The organism is Nocardioides sp. CF8, from assembly GCF_000389985.1.
GTDB lineage: Bacteria > Actinomycetota > Actinomycetes > Propionibacteriales > Nocardioidaceae > Nocardioides > Nocardioides allogilvus.
Genome location: NZ_CM001852.1, coordinates 2,060,341 through 2,076,025, shown reverse-complemented (window position 1 = coordinate 2,076,025; position 15,685 = coordinate 2,060,341). Strand labels below are relative to the sequence as shown.

At 70.7% G+C, this 15,685-nt stretch carries 19 protein-coding genes and 1 pseudogene; 16 read left to right on the top strand and 4 right to left on the bottom strand.

What is annotated here, in order from left to right; all coding sequences use genetic code 11:
* Window positions 1–34 precede the first annotated feature (34 nt).
* From sufD to CF8_RS10140, 9 genes are read left to right on the top strand one after another with little or no spacing between them, the layout of a single operon-like run.
* Window positions 35–1,228, top strand: a complete 1,194-nt coding sequence (gene sufD, locus CF8_RS10180) for a Fe-S cluster assembly protein SufD (protein ID WP_036490707.1) — start codon at window positions 35–37, stop codon at window positions 1,226–1,228.
* Window positions 1,225–1,560: a non-heme iron oxygenase ferredoxin subunit gene (locus CF8_RS10175; RefSeq protein WP_010833031.1), complete on the top strand. Its 336-nt coding sequence runs from the start codon at window positions 1,225–1,227 to the stop codon at window positions 1,558–1,560. Before sufD ends, CF8_RS10175 begins: the two co-directional genes overlap by 4 nt.
* The gene (sufC, locus tag CF8_RS10170; RefSeq protein WP_010833030.1) at window positions 1,557–2,324 is read left to right on the top strand and encodes a Fe-S cluster assembly ATPase SufC; all 768 of its coding nucleotides are present in this window, start codon (window positions 1,557–1,559) and stop codon (window positions 2,322–2,324) included. The genes CF8_RS10175 and sufC overlap by 4 nt, the downstream gene beginning before the upstream one ends.
* A gap of 48 nt (window positions 2,325–2,372) precedes the next feature.
* Window positions 2,373–3,629 carry a cysteine desulfurase gene (locus CF8_RS10165; RefSeq protein WP_010833029.1) on the top strand — a complete coding sequence of 419 codons (1,257 nt, stop codon included), beginning with the start codon at window positions 2,373–2,375 and terminating at the stop codon, window positions 3,627–3,629.
* Entirely contained in the window at window positions 3,629–4,075 is a 447-nt protein-coding gene (gene sufU / locus CF8_RS10160) for a Fe-S cluster assembly sulfur transfer protein SufU (RefSeq protein WP_010833028.1), read from the top strand. The genes CF8_RS10165 and sufU overlap by 1 nt, the downstream gene beginning before the upstream one ends.
* Window positions 4,072–4,437: a metal-sulfur cluster assembly factor gene (locus tag CF8_RS10155; RefSeq protein WP_010833027.1), complete on the top strand. Its 366-nt coding sequence runs from the start codon at window positions 4,072–4,074 to the stop codon at window positions 4,435–4,437. Before sufU ends, CF8_RS10155 begins: the two co-directional genes overlap by 4 nt.
* A 2-nt stretch (window positions 4,438–4,439) precedes the next feature.
* Window positions 4,440–4,802, top strand: a complete 363-nt coding sequence (locus tag CF8_RS22005) for a hypothetical protein (protein ID WP_010833026.1) — start codon at window positions 4,440–4,442, stop codon at window positions 4,800–4,802.
* 30 nt (window positions 4,803–4,832) lie between these two features.
* A complete protein-coding gene (locus CF8_RS10145; RefSeq protein ID WP_010833025.1) occupies window positions 4,833–5,195 on the top strand; it encodes a hypothetical protein in 363 nt (120 codons plus the stop codon).
* Window positions 5,195–5,737, top strand: a complete 543-nt coding sequence (locus CF8_RS10140) for an NYN domain-containing protein (RefSeq protein WP_010833024.1) — start codon at window positions 5,195–5,197, stop codon at window positions 5,735–5,737. The genes CF8_RS10145 and CF8_RS10140 overlap by 1 nt, the downstream gene beginning before the upstream one ends.
* A 3-nt stretch (window positions 5,738–5,740) precedes the next feature.
* Here the strand turns inward: CF8_RS10140 and CF8_RS10135 are convergent, their stop codons facing one another.
* Window positions 5,741–6,643 carry a hypothetical protein gene (locus tag CF8_RS10135; RefSeq protein WP_010833023.1) on the bottom strand — a complete coding sequence of 301 codons (903 nt, stop codon included), beginning with the start codon at window positions 6,641–6,643 and terminating at the stop codon, window positions 5,741–5,743.
* A gap of 55 nt (window positions 6,644–6,698) precedes the next feature.
* Here CF8_RS10135 and CF8_RS10130 point away from each other — a divergent pair, with 55 nt between their 5' ends.
* Both CF8_RS10130 and CF8_RS10125 read left to right on the top strand, forming a co-directional pair.
* A complete protein-coding gene (locus CF8_RS10130) occupies window positions 6,699–7,301 on the top strand; it encodes an acVLRF1 family peptidyl-tRNA hydrolase (RefSeq protein ID WP_010833022.1) in 603 nt (200 codons plus the stop codon).
* A 22-nt stretch (window positions 7,302–7,323) separates the two neighbouring features.
* Window positions 7,324–8,226: a hypothetical protein gene (locus tag CF8_RS10125; protein WP_010833021.1), complete on the top strand. Its 903-nt coding sequence runs from the start codon at window positions 7,324–7,326 to the stop codon at window positions 8,224–8,226.
* 24 nt (window positions 8,227–8,250) lie between these two features.
* On the opposite strand, the gene ypfJ is transcribed toward CF8_RS10125, so the two are convergent.
* Window positions 8,251–9,207 (bottom strand): KPN_02809 family neutral zinc metallopeptidase, encoded by a 957-nt coding sequence (ypfJ, locus tag CF8_RS10120; protein ID WP_010833020.1) that lies wholly within the window; start codon window positions 9,205–9,207, stop codon window positions 8,251–8,253.
* A gap of 52 nt (window positions 9,208–9,259) precedes the next feature.
* Window positions 9,260–9,436: a hypothetical protein gene (locus tag CF8_RS22000; protein WP_156887204.1), complete on the bottom strand. Its 177-nt coding sequence runs from the start codon at window positions 9,434–9,436 to the stop codon at window positions 9,260–9,262.
* Between the two features lie 118 nt (window positions 9,437–9,554).
* On the opposite strand from CF8_RS22000, the gene CF8_RS10115 reads away from it, so the two are divergent.
* The 4 genes from CF8_RS10115 to CF8_RS10100 all read left to right on the top strand — a co-directional run bounded on the left by CF8_RS10115 (window position 9,555) and on the right by CF8_RS10100 (window position 14,678).
* A complete protein-coding gene (locus CF8_RS10115) occupies window positions 9,555–11,153 on the top strand; it encodes an ABC-F family ATP-binding cassette domain-containing protein (RefSeq protein ID WP_010833019.1) in 1,599 nt (532 codons plus the stop codon).
* 81 nt (window positions 11,154–11,234) lie between these two features.
* Window positions 11,235–12,020, top strand: a complete 786-nt coding sequence (locus CF8_RS10110) for an enoyl-CoA hydratase/isomerase family protein (RefSeq protein ID WP_010833018.1) — start codon at window positions 11,235–11,237, stop codon at window positions 12,018–12,020.
* A gap of 24 nt (window positions 12,021–12,044) precedes the next feature.
* Window positions 12,045–13,913 (top strand): ABC transporter ATP-binding protein, encoded by a 1,869-nt coding sequence (locus CF8_RS10105; RefSeq protein ID WP_010833017.1) that lies wholly within the window; start codon window positions 12,045–12,047, stop codon window positions 13,911–13,913.
* 9 nt (window positions 13,914–13,922) lie between these two features.
* Window positions 13,923–14,678 (top strand): SDR family oxidoreductase, encoded by a 756-nt coding sequence (locus tag CF8_RS10100; protein ID WP_010833016.1) that lies wholly within the window; start codon window positions 13,923–13,925, stop codon window positions 14,676–14,678.
* On the opposite strand, the gene CF8_RS10095 is transcribed toward CF8_RS10100, so the two are convergent.
* Complete coding sequence (locus CF8_RS10095) at window positions 14,622–15,428, bottom strand: SURF1 family cytochrome oxidase biogenesis protein (protein WP_084622845.1); 807 nt, start codon at window positions 15,426–15,428, stop codon at window positions 14,622–14,624. The genes CF8_RS10100 and CF8_RS10095 overlap by 57 nt on opposite strands.
* A gap of 57 nt (window positions 15,429–15,485) precedes the next feature.
* On the opposite strand from CF8_RS10095, the pseudogene CF8_RS23090 reads away from it, so the two are divergent.
* A pseudogene (locus tag CF8_RS23090) lies at window positions 15,486–15,685 on the top strand (GTP 3',8-cyclase MoaA); the annotation flags it as partial.

The following is a 15,685-nucleotide window of genomic DNA, read 5'->3' as shown; positions in this document are numbered from 1 at the left end:
CGCTCCGTCCACCCCGCACGTAGAAAGAGAATTTGTGACTGTCACGGAATCTGTCCGGTCTGCCCTCGAGGTGGACAAGGTCGAGAGCCACCTGCACCCGCAGGGCTCCTTCGACGTCGCCGACCACGTGGTCCCGACCGGCCGCGAGGAGATCTGGCGCTTCACCCCGCTCAAGCGACTGCGTGGCCTGCACGCCGACGCGCCCCTGACGGCGCGCTCGTGCAAGGCGACGTGGACCGAGCACGAGGGCGTGGACATCCGCGTCGTCACCGGCGACGAGGCGCAGTCCGTGCGCGGCGTGACCGCGTGGGCGCCCAACGCCCGGTTCGCTGCCCGCGTCCTGGCCGAGGTGCCGGCGAGCATCCTCGTCGACGTGCCGGCCGAGCACGAGATGGCCGAGCCGATCTTCATGGAGATCGAGGGTGTCGACCTCGACGCCACCATGGGTGCCCACATGACGCTGCGCTTCGGCGCGCACAGCCGTGGGGTCATCGTCGTCAACCACACCGGCTCCGCCGCGGTCGCGGCCGTGGTCGAGGTGGTCGTGGGCGACGGTGCCGACGTGACGGTCGTGTCCCTGCAGGACTGGGCCGGCGACGCCGTCCACCTCTCGCACCACCAGGCGCTCGTCGGTCGCGACGCGACGTACAAGCACGTGGCGGTGACGTTCGGCGGCGACGTGGTGCGGATGGACTGCAACGTGCAGTACGACGGCCCCGGCGGGTCCGCCGAGCTGCTCGGCCTCTACTTCGCCGACGAGGGCCAGCACATCGAGCACCGCCTCTTCGCCGACCACACCGCGCCGCGCACCAAGAGCAACGTGCTCTACAAGGGCGCGCTGCAGGGCCAGGGCGCACACACCGTCTGGGTCGGCAACGTCCTGATCCGCAAGGTGGCCGAGGGCATCGAGACCTTCGAGGAGAACCGCAACCTGGTGCTCAGCGACGGCTGCCACGCCGACTCCGTGCCCAACCTGGAGATCGAGACCGGTGAGATCGCCGGTGCCGGCCACGCCTCGGCGACGGCCCGCTTCGACGACGAGCAGCTGTTCTACCTCCGCTCGCGTGGCATCGACGACAAGGAAGCCCGCCGCCTCGTGGTGCACGGCTTCTTCAACGACCTGATCCGCAAGATCGGCGTGCCCTCGATCGAGGACAAGCTGATGGCCACCGTCGAGGCCGAGCTGGCCAAGAACGTGCTGCGCGAGGACGCGGAGGTCGGAGCATGACCTTCGTCCGCGCCTGCGCGCTCGACGAGGTCCCCGTCGACGAGGCCCTCGCCGTGACGATCGGCGACCTCGACGTCGCCGTGGCCCGCAACGGCGACGAGGTCTTCGCGATCCAGGACCTCTGCTCGCACGCTGCCGTCGCCCTCTCCGAGGGCGAGGTCGCCAACTGCACCATCGAGTGCTGGCTGCACGGCTCGACCTTCGACCTGCGCACCGGCAAGCCCACCACGTTCCCCGCGACCGAACCGGTCGCCACCTTCCCAGTCGAACTTCGCGACAACGACGTCTATGTCGACGTCGAGACCACCCTGAATGGAGTGACCCCCTCATGAGCACGCTTGTCATCAAGGACCTGAAGGTTTCCGTCGACACCGAGGACGGCCCCAAGGAGATCCTCAAGGGCGTCACGCTGACGATCAAGGACGGCGAGACGCACGCGATCATGGGCCCCAACGGCTCGGGCAAGTCGACGCTGGCCTACTCGATCGCCGGCCACCCGAAGTACACCGTCACCGGCGGCACCGTCACCCTCGACGGTGAGGACGTGCTGGCGATGACTGTCGACGAGCGTGCCCGCGCCGGCCTGTTCCTGGCGATGCAGTACCCCGTCGAGGTGCCCGGCGTCTCGGTCTCGAACTTCCTGCGTACGGCGAAGACCGCGATCGACGGCGAGGCCCCCAAGCTCCGCACCTGGATCAAGGACGTCAACGCCTCCCTGCAGGCGCTCGACCTCGACCCCACCTTCTCCACGCGCAACGTCAACGAGGGCTTCTCCGGTGGCGAGAAGAAGCGCCACGAGATCGCGCAGCTCGAGCTGCTCGCCCCCAAGGTCGCGGTGCTCGACGAGACCGACTCCGGCCTCGACATCGACGCGCTGAAGGTCGTCTCCGACGGCGTCAACCGGTTCAAGGCCGCGGGTGACAAGGGCGTGCTGCTCATCACCCACTACACGCGGATCCTGCGCTACATCAAGCCCGACTTCGTCCACGTCTTCGTCGACGGTCGCGTCGCCGAGCAGGGCGGTCCCGAGCTGGCCGACCAGCTCGAGGCCGAGGGCTACGACAAGTACACGAAGCCCGCCACCGTCGCCGGTTGAGCAGCGAGCGCAGCGAGCAACGTCGAAACCAAGGAAGGTAGGCATGTGATGGAAGGACTGCTTCCAGAGCTGGAAGTCATCCGCAAGGACTTCCCGATCCTCGAGCGCCAGCTCGCGGGCGGCTTTCCGCTGGTCTACCTCGACAGCGCCAACACGTCGCAGAAGCCGCAGGTCGTCATCGACACGATGGTCGACCACCTCGAGCGCCACAACGCCAACATCTCCCGGGCCATGCACCAGCTGGGCTCGGAGTCGACCGAGGCGTTCGAGGCGGCCCGTGACCGGGTAGCTGCCTTCATCAAGGCGCCGAGCCGCGACGAGGTGATCTTCACCAAGAACGCGACCGAGGCGCTCAACCTGGTGGCCAACACGCTGGCGTGGGCGACGGGTGAGCTGTCCATGGGTGAGGGCGACGAGGTCGTCATCACCGAGATGGAGCACCACTCCAACATCGTCCCGTGGCAGCTGCTGACCGAGCGCAAGGGCGCGACGCTGCGCTGGTTCGGGCTGACCGAGGACGGCCGGCTCGACCTGTCGAACATCGACGAGCTCATCACCGAGCGCACCAAGGTCGTGTCGCTGACCTGGGTCTCCAATATGCTGGGCACCATCAACCCGGTGGCCGAGATCGCTGCGCGCGCGCACGCGGTCGGCGCCATCGTGGTCGTGGACGCCTCGCAGGCCGCGCCCCAGCTGCCCATCGACGTGGTGGCCTCGGGTGCCGACATCCTCGTCTTCACCGGCCACAAGGTCGTCGGGCCCACCGGGATCGGCGTGCTGTGGGGTCGCCGCGAGGTGCTCGAGTCGCTGCCCCCGTTCCACGGCGGCGGCGAGATGATCGAGACCGTGAAGATGGCGCGATCGACGTACGCAGGGATCCCGCACAAGTTCGAGGCCGGGACGCCGCCGATCATCGAGGCCATCGGTCTCGGTGCCGCCGTCGACTACCTCGACCACATCGGTCTGGACGCCATCCACGCCCACGAGCAGGCCGTCACCGGCTATGCCCTCGAGGGCCTGGCGTCCGTGCCCGGCGTGCGCATCCTCGGCCCGCTGGATGCCGCCTCGCGCGGGGGAGCGATCTCCTTCGAGCTGGCCGACGTCCACCCCCATGACATCGCGCAGGTCCTCGACTCGCGCGGCATCGCGGTGCGCGCGGGACACCACTGCGCCAAGCCGGCGCACGCGCGCTTCGGCGTGCAGGCCTCGACACGCATGTCGTCCTACCTCTACACGACACCGGCGGAGATCGACGCGCTGGTCGAGGGCCTCAACTACACGCGTTCCTACTTCAAGGTGAGTTGATGGATCTCGACAGCCTCTACCAGGAGATCATCCTGGATCACTACAAGCACCCCCACCACGCAGGCCTCCGCGACCCGTTCGAGGCCGAGGTGCACCACGTCAACCCGACGTGCGGCGACGAGGTGACCTTGCGCGTGCACGTCGCCGGGGACAAGGTGGAGGACGTGTCGTACGACGCCCTCGGCTGCTCGATCTCCCAGGCTTCCGCCTCCGTGATGACCGACCTGCTGATCGGCAAGTCCGTCGAGGAGGCGATGCAGATCCACCAGACCTTCTTGGAGCTCATGCAGGGCAAGGGCCAGGTCGAGCCCGACGAGGACGTCCTGGAGGACGGCATCGCGTTTGCCGGTGTCGCCAAGTTCCCCGCGCGCGTGAAGTGCGCCCTGCTCTCGTGGATGGCGTGGAAAGACGCGACCTCCCAGTCCCTCAGATCGGAGAACTCATGACCATCGACAACAGCGACCTGCCCGACGTGCCTGCTGCCGCGGGTGGCGGCTCGACCGTCACCGTGGACGACGTCACCGAGGCGATGAAGGACGTCGTCGACCCCGAGCTCGGGATCAACGTGGTCGACCTCGGCCTGGTCTACGACGTGCACCTCGACGAGGGGTCCAACGTCGTCATCGACATGACGCTCACCTCGGCGGCCTGCCCGCTCACCGACGTGATCCAGGACCAGACCAACTCCGCCCTGGAGGGTCTCGTCAACGACGTGGCCATCAACTGGGTGTGGATGCCGCCGTGGGGTCCGGACAAGATCTCCGACGACGGCCGCGAGCAGCTGCGCGCCCTGGGCTTCAACGTCTGAGCGTGCGCTTCACCGAGCACGAGCTGACCGAGGCGGTCACCAGCGCCGCCAAGACCGTCGTCGCCATGCGCCGTCGAGGCGTACGGCGACGCGATCGCGACGACGCCTGGGCCGCCATGAGCCGGCACGAGCGCTACCAGGTGCTCGACGCCGTCGGGAGCCAGGTGCTGCCCGTCCTGCTGGCGCTCCCGGACGTCGAGGTGGCTGCCGGCACCCGCCCCACGTTCACCGACGGCCAGGTGCTGGCGGCGGTCCAGGAGAGCCTGGGCGAGGGCGCGCGCGGGCTGCGGGGCAAGGTCGCGGTGGCCGCCCGGGTCGCCCTGGTCCGAGACGCCCTGGCCAAGCTGCCCCCGCGGCAGGACTGACGCGCACCCGGGGGCGCTAGTGTCGCCGACATGACGGACGACGAGATTGCCACCTTCTGGGAGCTGGCGCGGTTCCACGCCAAGCTCAACGTGGCGCCGGCCTACTTCGGCCCGACCACCCTCGAGGTCGTCCGGCCACCGGCCTGGTCCTTCGGCGAGACGCCGGAGGAAGCAGACGAGTTCGTCGCGGGGCTCGACTCCGACGATCGGCTCGAGACCTCGACACCCGCCTCGGAGTTCGCCGACGAGGCCGTGGAGCGGCCGGTCGCGGGCGCCCTGTCGATCCTGTGCAACGGAGCCGGTCACCCGGTGGCCCTGCTCGAGATCGAAGAGGTGGAGATCGGTGACGACATCGTCGAGCGCTTCCGGGTGATCTACCGGGCCGAGTCCTGATGGAACGCAAGACCTACCTCCTCGTCGACGGGGAGAACATCGACGCGACCCTCGGCAACTCGATCCTCGGGCGGCGTCCGCGCCCCGAGGAGCGTCCGCGCTGGGACCGCCTGCTCGAGTGGAGCGAGCGGAGCTTCGACCAGCCGGTGACGGGGCTGTTCTTCCTCGCCGCCGGCACCGAGATGCCCACCACCTTCGTGCAGGCGCTGATCGCGATCGGCTTCACGCCGGTCCCGCTGAGCGGCGCCGGCAAGGTCGTCGACATCGCCATCCAGCGCACGGCCGAGGCGCTGCTCGCGCGCGAGGCCGACGTCATCCTGGCCAGCCATGACGGTGACTTCCTCGAGCAGGTGTCCGCCCTGTGCGACGGCACCCGGCAGGTCGGCGTGGTCGGCTTCGGGGAGTTCGTCAACGCCTCGTTCCGAGGGCTGCCCGGACTGCGGATCATCGACCTCGAGTACGACGTCGGGGCGTTCAACTCCGCCCTGCCGCGCGTCAAGGTCATCCCGATCGACGAGTTCGACCCGCTCGACTTCCTCTAGGAGTCAGCCGGTGTGCACCGGCAGCGGCGGCGACCAGGTCAGTGCGGCGTACGGCGCGTAGTCCTCGATCTCGTCCTCGGGCCACGTCGCCCGTCCGACGTGGGACGTGCCGTCGAGGTCCAGCTCCACCCGGTAGTCGAACGGCCCCTGCCCCAGTCGGGTCGCTGCGAGCCCGGCCTCGGGCCGCCCCCGGAAGGACACCGAACCCGCGGTGTGGCACCGGAGGTCGGGCCGTGGCGTCAGGGTGGCGCTACGGCCGTCCGCCGAGGTCACGGTGACGGTTGCCGTGGCGCGCTCGGGGTGCGAGGCGAGGTCGGAGAGGGAGAGCTCCACGCCGTAGCTGTCGAGCTCGCCGTCGTGCTCGGCCAGGACCGCGAGGACACCGGTCGCCTCCGCGGGCGTGGTGCCGTCGACGGGCGTGCGCCAGCGGACGGTGGTGACGGCGTCGCCCTCCGGGCCGCGCCCGAAGATGTCGACGTCCCAGTCGCCTGCGCGCCCGGCCGGGGCGACCCGGAAGGTGCGCGGCCCGAGCCGTTCGGCAGCGACCGTGATCTGACGCGGGCAGGCGGACCCGCGCTCGCGGAAGGTCACGTCCGTGAACTCCCAGCCCGGCTGCTCGAAGCCGAACACGAGCTCCTCGGGGCTGCCGATCGCGGGCGGGTCGTCCGGGGGTGCCCCGTCGGCGCAGAGGCGGGGCCCGCAGAAGGTCCAGGCCGCCAGCTCCAGCTGGTCGCCGTCGGCAGTGAGGACCTGGAACGTCGGGGACCGCCCGGACGACCAGTTCTCCGGGTCCCCGGGGGCGGGGAGGTGGAGCCCGTCGTCGACCTCAGGGGCGTCGCCGGCCTGGTCCGCGGTCCCACACGAAGCGAGCACCATCAGCAGGGCGGCCGGCAGGAGGAAGCGCATGCTGGTGGGACGGCGAGACGCGGTGCGGGGTTCCGTGGCGGGTAACGTCTCGCGCGTGCACCGCGTCCTGGTCCCGCCCGCCCGCTTCGAGCGGTGGGTGAGCAACTTCGAGACCGGTCACGGCGGCGCCGCCCTGAGCGTTCTCGACGGCGCGCTGCACGGAGCGGCCGGCGACGGCTCGACGTTCGCGGCCGTGCTGCCGTTCGCGACGCCGTACGACGCGATGCCCGAGGTCGCCGCCTTCCTCGCGGCCGTCGAGACGCCGGGGGAGTGGGGAGTGCTGCTGGTCCGCAAGGGCGGCTTCGCCGTGGCACGCATGGCCGGCCCCACGATGGTCGAGCACAAGATCGGCCAGCGGCACGTGCAGGGGCGCACCAAGGCCGGCGGGCAGAGCCAGCAGAGGTTCGCCCGGCGCCGGGACAACCAGGCACGACAGGCCTACGAGGCTGCCGCCGACCACGCGGCCCGCATCCTCGGGCGTGGACCGCTCGTGACCGGTGGCGACCACCCGGCGGTGATCGAGGTGCTGTCGGACCAGCGACTGGCCGGGCTGCAGGTCGTCGAGCCCTGGCTGCCGGTGCCGGACCCGCGTCGCGCCGTGCTGGACCAGGCGATCCTCGACGCGCAGGCGGTCGCCGTACACGTCACCAACGCCTGATCCATCCGCTAGCGTCAGCGCCATGTGGCAGCCCGAGCCCGGCTGGCAGCGACTGCCAGGTGGCACCAGCCCTTCGGCGTACGGCGTGTGGCTGGCGCGCGAGGGCGAGCGGGACGTGGTCGTCAAGCGGCTGCTGGCCCCCGTCGAGGGCGACCCTCCCGAGATCTCCGACTGGCGCTCGGCGGCGTGGTGGGAGCGGGAGCCGCAGGTCGCGCTGCACGGACTCGTCACGGCCACCCCCGGCCTGCGTGGACCGAGGATGCTGCGGGTCGAGGAGGACGACGAGGGCATCACGATGGTGCAGGAGCGGGTCGACGAGACCGACAACCCGGGCCTGTTCGTCGCCCGTGCACTCGGTCGGTTCGCCGGGTCGACGCCGCCGGACGAGCCCTGGCTGGCCCGCGGCCAGCTGCGCGAACGGCTCTCACGGGTGGAGCGGCGAGGCGGCTGGCAGACGCTGGCCCGCACCACGATGGCCGATGTCGCCGACCACCTCTGGCGACAGCGGGGACGCCATCTCGACGCGCTGGACGCGGCGCCGCAGGTGCTGCAGCACGGTGACCCGACCCCGGAGAACCTGCGCGGACGCGTGGGCGACGACGTCGTCGCCATCGACTGGAGCTCGCTGGGCACCGGCGCCGTCGGTCACGACCTCGGGCTGTGGGCGCTGGCCTCGCGCGAGGCCTTCGAGCCACTGCTGGCGGCGTACGTCGACGGGCTGGCCGACGCCGAGCTCGCGCTGGTCGCAGCGGCCGGCGCGCGGATCACGGTCGTCTACACGGCGCTGAGCCGCCTGGACTGGGCACTGCGCCGGGTCGCGGAGGGCGAGGGGGCGCTGGCCGGGAAGTACTCGCACCCCAGCGTGGCGCCGTACGTCCACTCGATGCAGCGGCAGGCGGCCCAGATCGAAGCCCTCCTGAGCTGAGGGTCGAGCCGGGCCGCCGACCGCTCAGAGCTCGCTGGCCGAGAAGGTGTCGCAGGCCTGCAGGGTGCCCTCGTTGTAGCCGACGGCGAACCAGCGCTGGCGCTGCTCGGACGAGCCGTGGGTCCAGGCCTCGGGGTTGACGCCCTGGCCGGACTTCTCCTGGATCCGGTCGTCGCCGACGGTCTTGGCCGAGTCGAGCGCCTCGTCGATGTCGCCCTGGTCGAGGCCCTCGAGGATCCCGTCGCCGTCGCTGGCGTCGCGGGTCCACATGCCGGCGTAGCAGTCGGCCTGCAGCTCGAGGCGCACCGCGTCGGACTGCGGGCCCTTCTGCGTGCGGACCTGGCCCATGGTGCCGAGGAGGTTCTGGATGTGGTGGCCGTACTCGTGGGCCAGCACGTAGGGCTCGACGAAGTCGCCGCCCTGGCCGCCGAGCTGTCCCTCGAGGACATCGGCGAAGAACGTGGTGTCGAGGTAGATCTGGCTGTCGGCGGGGCAGTAGAACGGGCCGACCTGCGAGGTCGCCTGGCCGCAGCCGGTGTTGACGCCGCCGCTGAAGGTGACGATCTGGGCAGCCGTGAACCCGGGGCCGCCCTGCTCGGGCAGGGTCTTGGCCCAGAACTGCTCGAGCGTCAGCGCCACGGCCTTGCGTGCGCAGTCGACGTCCTCGTTGGCGTCGGCGCCGGTCTTGCAGTTGGCATAGCGCTCGCCGTCCTGCTCGATGCCCTGCGGGTTGCCGCTCTGGCTCTGGGGATCGACCCCCGTGCCGGAGCCGTCGGGGGAGGGGAGCCCGCCACCGCCGCCCATGCACATGTTGAGCACGACGATGAGCACGACGATCAGCAGGCCGCCGATGCCGCCGCCGGCGCGGGTGCCGCCGGGGATGGGGATCCGCATCCCACCGCCGCGCATACCGCCGCCGCCGCCGCTACCGGCGTCGCCGACGCGACCGCCGCTGATGTCAGCCTTCGGATTGAAGCGCATGTGTATGAACCCTTCCCGGGGCTACCGATGAGTCGGAGGGAGGCTAACGCGTTCAGGCGCGCGAGGAGCGTCGCGACGCCAGGAACTTGATGACGAAGCCCACGATGAGCAGGACCAGTCCCAGCTTGCCGCCGCCCGCGGACGTCGGGAGCGGGATCATGGAGCCACCGCCGGAGCCGGCGTCCTGGACGCGTCCGGTGTCGATGTCGGCCTTCGGGTTGAAACGCATGCCGGTGTCCCTTCCTCAAGGCCCGAGTTGAGCCAGCTCCGGCTCAACATATCGCTAGGGGCCGACGGGGGCCGACGATGACGGGGAAGTGTCGCCGCACCGATAGCCTGAGGGCCTGATGATCAACGCCCAACAGCTCGAGGTCCGCGCGGGCGCTCGTCTCCTCATGGAGGACGTCTCCTTCCGCATCGCCGCCGGTGACAAGGTCGGCCTCGTCGGACGCAACGGCGCCGGCAAGACCACCCTCACCAAGATCCTGGCCGGCGAGGCGCTGCCCGCCGCCGGCAAGGTGATCTCCACCGGCGAGGTCGGCTACCTCCCGCAGGACCCCCGCATCGGGGACCCCGAGGTGCTCGCCCGGGACCGGATCCTGTCCGCTCGTGGTCTCGACGACGTCGTACGCCGCATGCGTGAGGCCGAGGAGGAGATGGCCTCGGAGGACGTCGCGATCCACGAGCGCGGGATGAAGCGCTGGGCGCGCGCCGACGCCGAGCTGCACGCCGGTGGCGGGTATGCCGCCGAGTCGGAGGCCGCCCAGATCGCCAGCAGCCTCGGCATCGAGACGCGCATCCTCACCCAGCAGCTCAAGACGCTCTCCGGTGGTCAGCGCCGCCGCGTCGAGCTCGCGCGCATCCTGTTCTCCGGCGCCGAGACGCTGCTCCTCGACGAGCCCACCAACCACCTCGACGCCGACTCGATCGTCTGGCTGCGCGACTTCTTGAAGTCGCACCGCGGTGGTCTGATCGTGATCAGCCACGACAACGCGCTGCTCGAGGCGACCGTCAACAAGGTGATGCACCTCGACGCCAACCGTGGCGCGATCGACGTCTACAACATGGGCTGGAAGAACTACCTCATCCAGCGCGAGACCGACGAGCGGCGCCGCAAGCGCGAGCGCGCCAACGCCGAGACCAAGGCCAAGACGCTCACCGACCAGGCCAACAAGATGCGCGCGAAGGCCTCCAAGGCGACCGCTGCGCAGTCGATGCTCAAGCGCGCCGAGAAGATGATGTCCGGCCTCGAGGGCGAGCGCGCGGCCGACAAGGTCGCGCGGATCAAGTTCCCCGCCCCGGCCCCGTGCGGCAAGACCCCGATCACCGCCGAGCAGCTCTCCAAGTCCTACGGCTCGCTCGAGGTCTTCATGGACGTCGACCTCGCCATCGACAAGGGCTCGCGCGTCGTCATCCTGGGCCTCAACGGCGCCGGCAAGACCACGATGCTGCGCATCCTCGCGGGCGTCGACAAGCCCGACACCGGCCGCGTGGTCCCCGGCTACGGCCTCAAGCTGGGCTACTACGCCCAGGAGCACGAGACCCTCGACACCAGCCGCACGGTCCTCGAGAACATGCAGTCGGCGGCGCCCCAGCTGACCGACAGCGAGGCCCGCAGCGTCCTGGGTTCGTTCCTGTTCTCCGGCGACGACGCCCACAAGTCCGCGGCCGTGCTGTCCGGTGGCGAGAAGACCCGGCTGGCCCTGGCCGCCCTGGTCGTCTCCAGCGCCAACGTGCTGCTGCTCGACGAGCCCACCAACAACCTCGACCCCGCCTCCCGCGAGGAGGTGCTGGCCGCGATCCGCACCTACGAGGGCGCGATCATCCTGGTCACCCACGACGAGGGTGCCGTCCGCGCGCTCGAGCCCGACCGGGTGCTGCTGCTGCCCGACGGCGACGAGGACCTGTGGAACGAGGGCTACGCCGATCTCGTGTCGCTGGCCTGACCGCCCAGTCAGGCCTCCAGTCCTGCCCTGACACGGCACCGGGCCACGTACCCGCAGGTAGCGCTCTGAGAGACTCCGGGTATGACGCTTCCTGACCTCGCCGCCGTCGGCCTCGACTACTCCGTGGCCGGTCCGGTCGCCACGATCACGCTCAACCGCCCCGAGGTGCGCAACGCGCAGACGCCGGCGATGTGGCTGGCGCTGGCCGAGATCGGCCGCCAGATCCCCGACGACGTCCGCGTCGTCGTGGTCACCGGAGCGGGCCCGACCTTCTCCGCCGGCCTGGACCGGGCGATGCTCGACCCCGCCGCCGACGCGGCCGAGAGCGTCATCGGCCTGCTCGGCCTCTCCGACCAGGAGGCCGCCGACCGGATCGAGGAGTTCCAGCGCGGCTTCACGTTCCTGCGCGACCCGCGGTTCGTGTCCATCGCCGCTGTGCGTGGCTATGCCGTGGGGGCGGGCTTCCAGCTCGCGCTGTCGTGCGACCTGCGGGTCGTGGCGGACGACGCGCAGTTCTCCATGAAGGAGTCGGCGCTCGGCCTCGTCCCCGACCTGACGGGAACAAAGCCCCTCGTCGAGAGCGTTGGCTACGCCAGGGCCCTCGAGATCTGCGCCACCGCCCGGATGGTCGGTGCACAGGAGGCCGTCGACATCGGGCTGGTCAACAAGGTCGTGCCGGTCGACGACCTCGACAGCGAGGTCGCGGCGCTCGCGGCTGCCCTGTCCGCACCGATGGCCGGTGTGGTCACCGAGACCAAGACGTTGTTGCAGGGAGCGGCCGACCGTGAGCTCGACGAGCAGCGGCGCCTGGAGCGGGAGGCGCAGATGCGTCGCTTCCGGTCCGTGGCCGCTGCCTTCGCCGGCTGATCGGCCGACCGAGAAGGACTCCAGATGTCGATGATGGGACCCGGCAGCGTCGGACCGCCCTGGCGGTTCCTGCGCTCCGACCGGACCGTGGTCGACAAGCGGATCGAGCGGCAGACCGTGCGCCGGGTGCTGTCGTTCGCGCGCCCGCACCGCGTGGCGATCGCGATGTTCCTCGCCGTCACGGTGGTGGACGCCGGACTCGTCGTGCTCCCTCCGCTGCTGCTCCAGCAGATCGTCGACAAGGGCATCAGCGCCGGCGACACCCGGCTGGTCATCTGGCTCGCGGCGGCGATGGCCGTGGTCGCGGTCATCGACTCAGGCCTCGGCCTGCTCGGTGGCTACCTCTCCAGCCGGATCGGCGAGGGCCTGATCTACGACCTGCGCACCCAGGTCTTCGCCCACGTCCAGCGCCAGTCGCTCGCCTTCTTCACCCGCACCCAGACCGGCGCTCTGGTCAGCCGGCTCAACAACGACGTCATCGGCGCCCAGCGCGCGTTCACGTCCACCCTGTCCGGCACGGTGGCCAACATGATCTCGGCGCTCGTCGTCGGGATCACCATGTTCGCGCTGAGCTGGCAGGTGACGCTGCTGTGCCTGCTGCTGTTCCCCTTCCTGCTGCTCACCTCGCGCTGGGTCGGCAACCGGCTCGCCGGCCTGACCCGCGAGCAGATGGAGGGCAACGCCGACCTCGGCAACGCCATGACCGAGCGCTTCAACGTCGGCGGCGCGATGCTGCTCAAGCTCTTCGGGCGCCGCGAGACCGAGGACCGGTCGTACGCCGCCAAGGCGGCCGTGGTCCGCGACCTGGGCGTGCGCATCTCCCTGCTCACCCGGGTCTTCTTCGCCGCCATGACCCTCCTCCCGCAGCTCGCCACCGCGATGGTCTACGGCATCGGCGGCTACCTCGCGATCCAGGGCGACCTCTCCGTGGGCACCCTGGTCGCCCTCGGCATCCTGCTGCTGCGGCTGCTCGGTCCCTTGCAGGGCCTGTCCAACGTCCGCATCGACGTGATGACCGCGCTGGTGAGCTTCGACCGGGTCTTCGAGGTGCTCGACCTGCCCTCGCTGATCCAGGAGCGGCCGGACGCCACGGTGCTGCCGCGGTCGGCGGCCTCGCTGGAGTTCGACCACGTCGACTTCGGCTATCCCGCGGCCGACGAGGTCTCGCTCGCGTCACTGGAGAACGTCGCTCGGGTCGAGGCCCGGCCGAGCGGCCAGGTGCTGCACGACGTGTCCTTCACCGCCGAGCCCGGGCAGATGATCGCCCTCGTGGGCCCGTCCGGTGCCGGCAAGACCACCGTCACCCACCTCGTCGCGCGCCTCTACGACCCGGTCGCGGGCGCCGTACGCGTCGGAGGCCAGGACGTGCGTGACGTGACGCTGGAGTCGCTGGAGGACGTCGTCGGCTACGTCACCCAGGACGCGCACATGTTCCACGACACCATCCGCACCAACCTGCTCTATGCCCGGCCCGACGCCGCCGAGGCGGCGCTGTGGCAATGCATGGAGGCCGCCCAGATCGCGGCACTGGTGCGGGCCTTGCCCGACGGCCTCGACACCGTCGTCGGCGACCGTGGCTACCGTCTCTCGGGCGGTGAGCGCCAACGGCTCGCGATCGCCCGGCTGCTGCTGAAGGCGCCGGCGATCGTCGTCCTCGACGAGGCGACCGCCCACCTCGACTCCGAGTCCGAGGCGGCAGTGCAGCGCGCGCTCGACGCGGCGCTCGCCTCGCGTACGTCCCTGGTCATCGCGCACCGCCTGTCGACCGTCCGCAACGCCGACCAGATCCTCGTGCTCGACGCCGGCCGCGTCGTCCAGCGTGGCACCCACGCCGAGCTGATCGCCGAGGGCGGGCTCTACCGCACCCTGCACGACACGCAGTTCCGCGAGTAGGTTCGCGACATGGATCTCCAGCTCGAGGACAAGGTCTTCATCGTCACCGGCGGCGCCCGCGGGCTCGGCCGGGCCACGGCCGACGTGCTCGTCGACGAGGGTGCACGCGTGGTGGTCTCCGGCCGCTCGGGTGACACGATCGCCGCGGCGGTCGAGGCATTGGGCGACAGGGCCACAGGAGTGGTGGCCGACAACGCAGACCCCGAGACCCCGGCCCGGCTCATCGCCGCGGCACAGGATTCGTTCGGCCGGCTCGACGGGGCGCTGATCTCCGTGGGCGGCCCGCCGAAGGGTGCGGTCGTCGACATCACCGACGACCAGTGGTCGAGCGCCTTCGCGTCGGTCTTCCTCGGTGCGGTGCGGCTTTCGCGCGAGATCGGTCTCGCGCTGGGGGAGGGCGGCTCGCTCGCGCTGGTGCTGTCGAGCAGCGTGCGCGCACCGCTCGCCGACATGGCGGTCTCCAACGGCCTGCGCCCAGGTCTCGCGATGGTCGCCAAGACCCTGGCCGAGGAGCTCGGGCCCAAGGGAGTGCGGGTCAACGGTCTGCTGCCCGGTCGCATCGGCACCGACCGGGTCGCTGAGCTGGACGCGGCCAGCGGCGACGCCCGGGCGACGCGAGCGGCGTTCGAGCAGTCGATCCCGCTGGGGCGCTACGGCGACCCGGAGGAGTTCGGCCGGGCCGCGGCCTTCCTGCTGTCGCCGGCCGCGTCATTCGTCAGCGGTGCGATGCTCCCGGTCGACGGTGGGATGCTCCGGGTCCTCTGAGCGACGCGTGCCGCGCACCATGCCGCGCCCGCCCCGTGCCTCGTCGTAGACGAGGTAGCCGAAGCCGAAGAGCGCGAGCAGCCCGAAGAACCACCACTGCAGGCCGTAGAAGAAGTGTGGTCCGCTGTCGAGCTCGGGCAGCTCCACCGGCAGCAGCGGGTCCGCGGGCTCGGGCGACTCCGAGCGCAGGTCCACGAAGCCGGTGACGACCTCGCGGTCCAGCGCCTCGCCGATCTGCGCGCTGTTGATCGAGCGGGTGGACTGGTCGGTGACCTCGGTGCTGTCGCCGGTGGCGTCGAGGCGCACCCAGCCCTCGATGGTGACCTCGCCGGCGGGTGGCGCGGGGACGTCGTCAGGCGTCGCGCCACGGTTCTGGGTGGCGAACCAGCCGCGGTCCACCAGCACGCTCGAACCGTCAGCCAGCTCCAGGGGGACCACGACGTCGACGCCCGCGGCACCGTCACGGGTGCGATAGCGCACCACGACGGTGTCCTCGACGGCATAGGTGCCGGTGGCGGTGACGCGCTTCCACTCGTCGTCGGCCGACAGCGACGCACCGGGCGCCATCACGTCGGTGACGGGCACCGGGGGCTGCTTCTCGTTGCGCTCGATGATGGCGTTGCGGTCCCGGCGGTCCTCCAACCGGTGGAACTGCCACTCGCCCAGTCGCCACGCCACCCAGGCCAGCGCGACCACGGTCAGGAGGAACAGCACCCACCGACGACTCAGCAGGAACCGGAACCTTTTCACCGGATGAGGTTAGCCGCAGCCCCTCCGTGACCGGCACACACCTAGACTGACCAGGTGATCCCCCTCGCAGATCGATTCGGCCGTGTCGCCAAGGACCTGCGCGTCTCCTTGACCGACCGCTGCAACCTGCGCTGCTCCTACTGCATGCCCGCCGAGGGGCTCGACTGGCTACCCGACGACCAGACCCTGACCGACGACGAGGTCGTGCGGCTGATCACCATCGCCGTACGCCGCCTGGGCATCACCGAGGTCCGGTT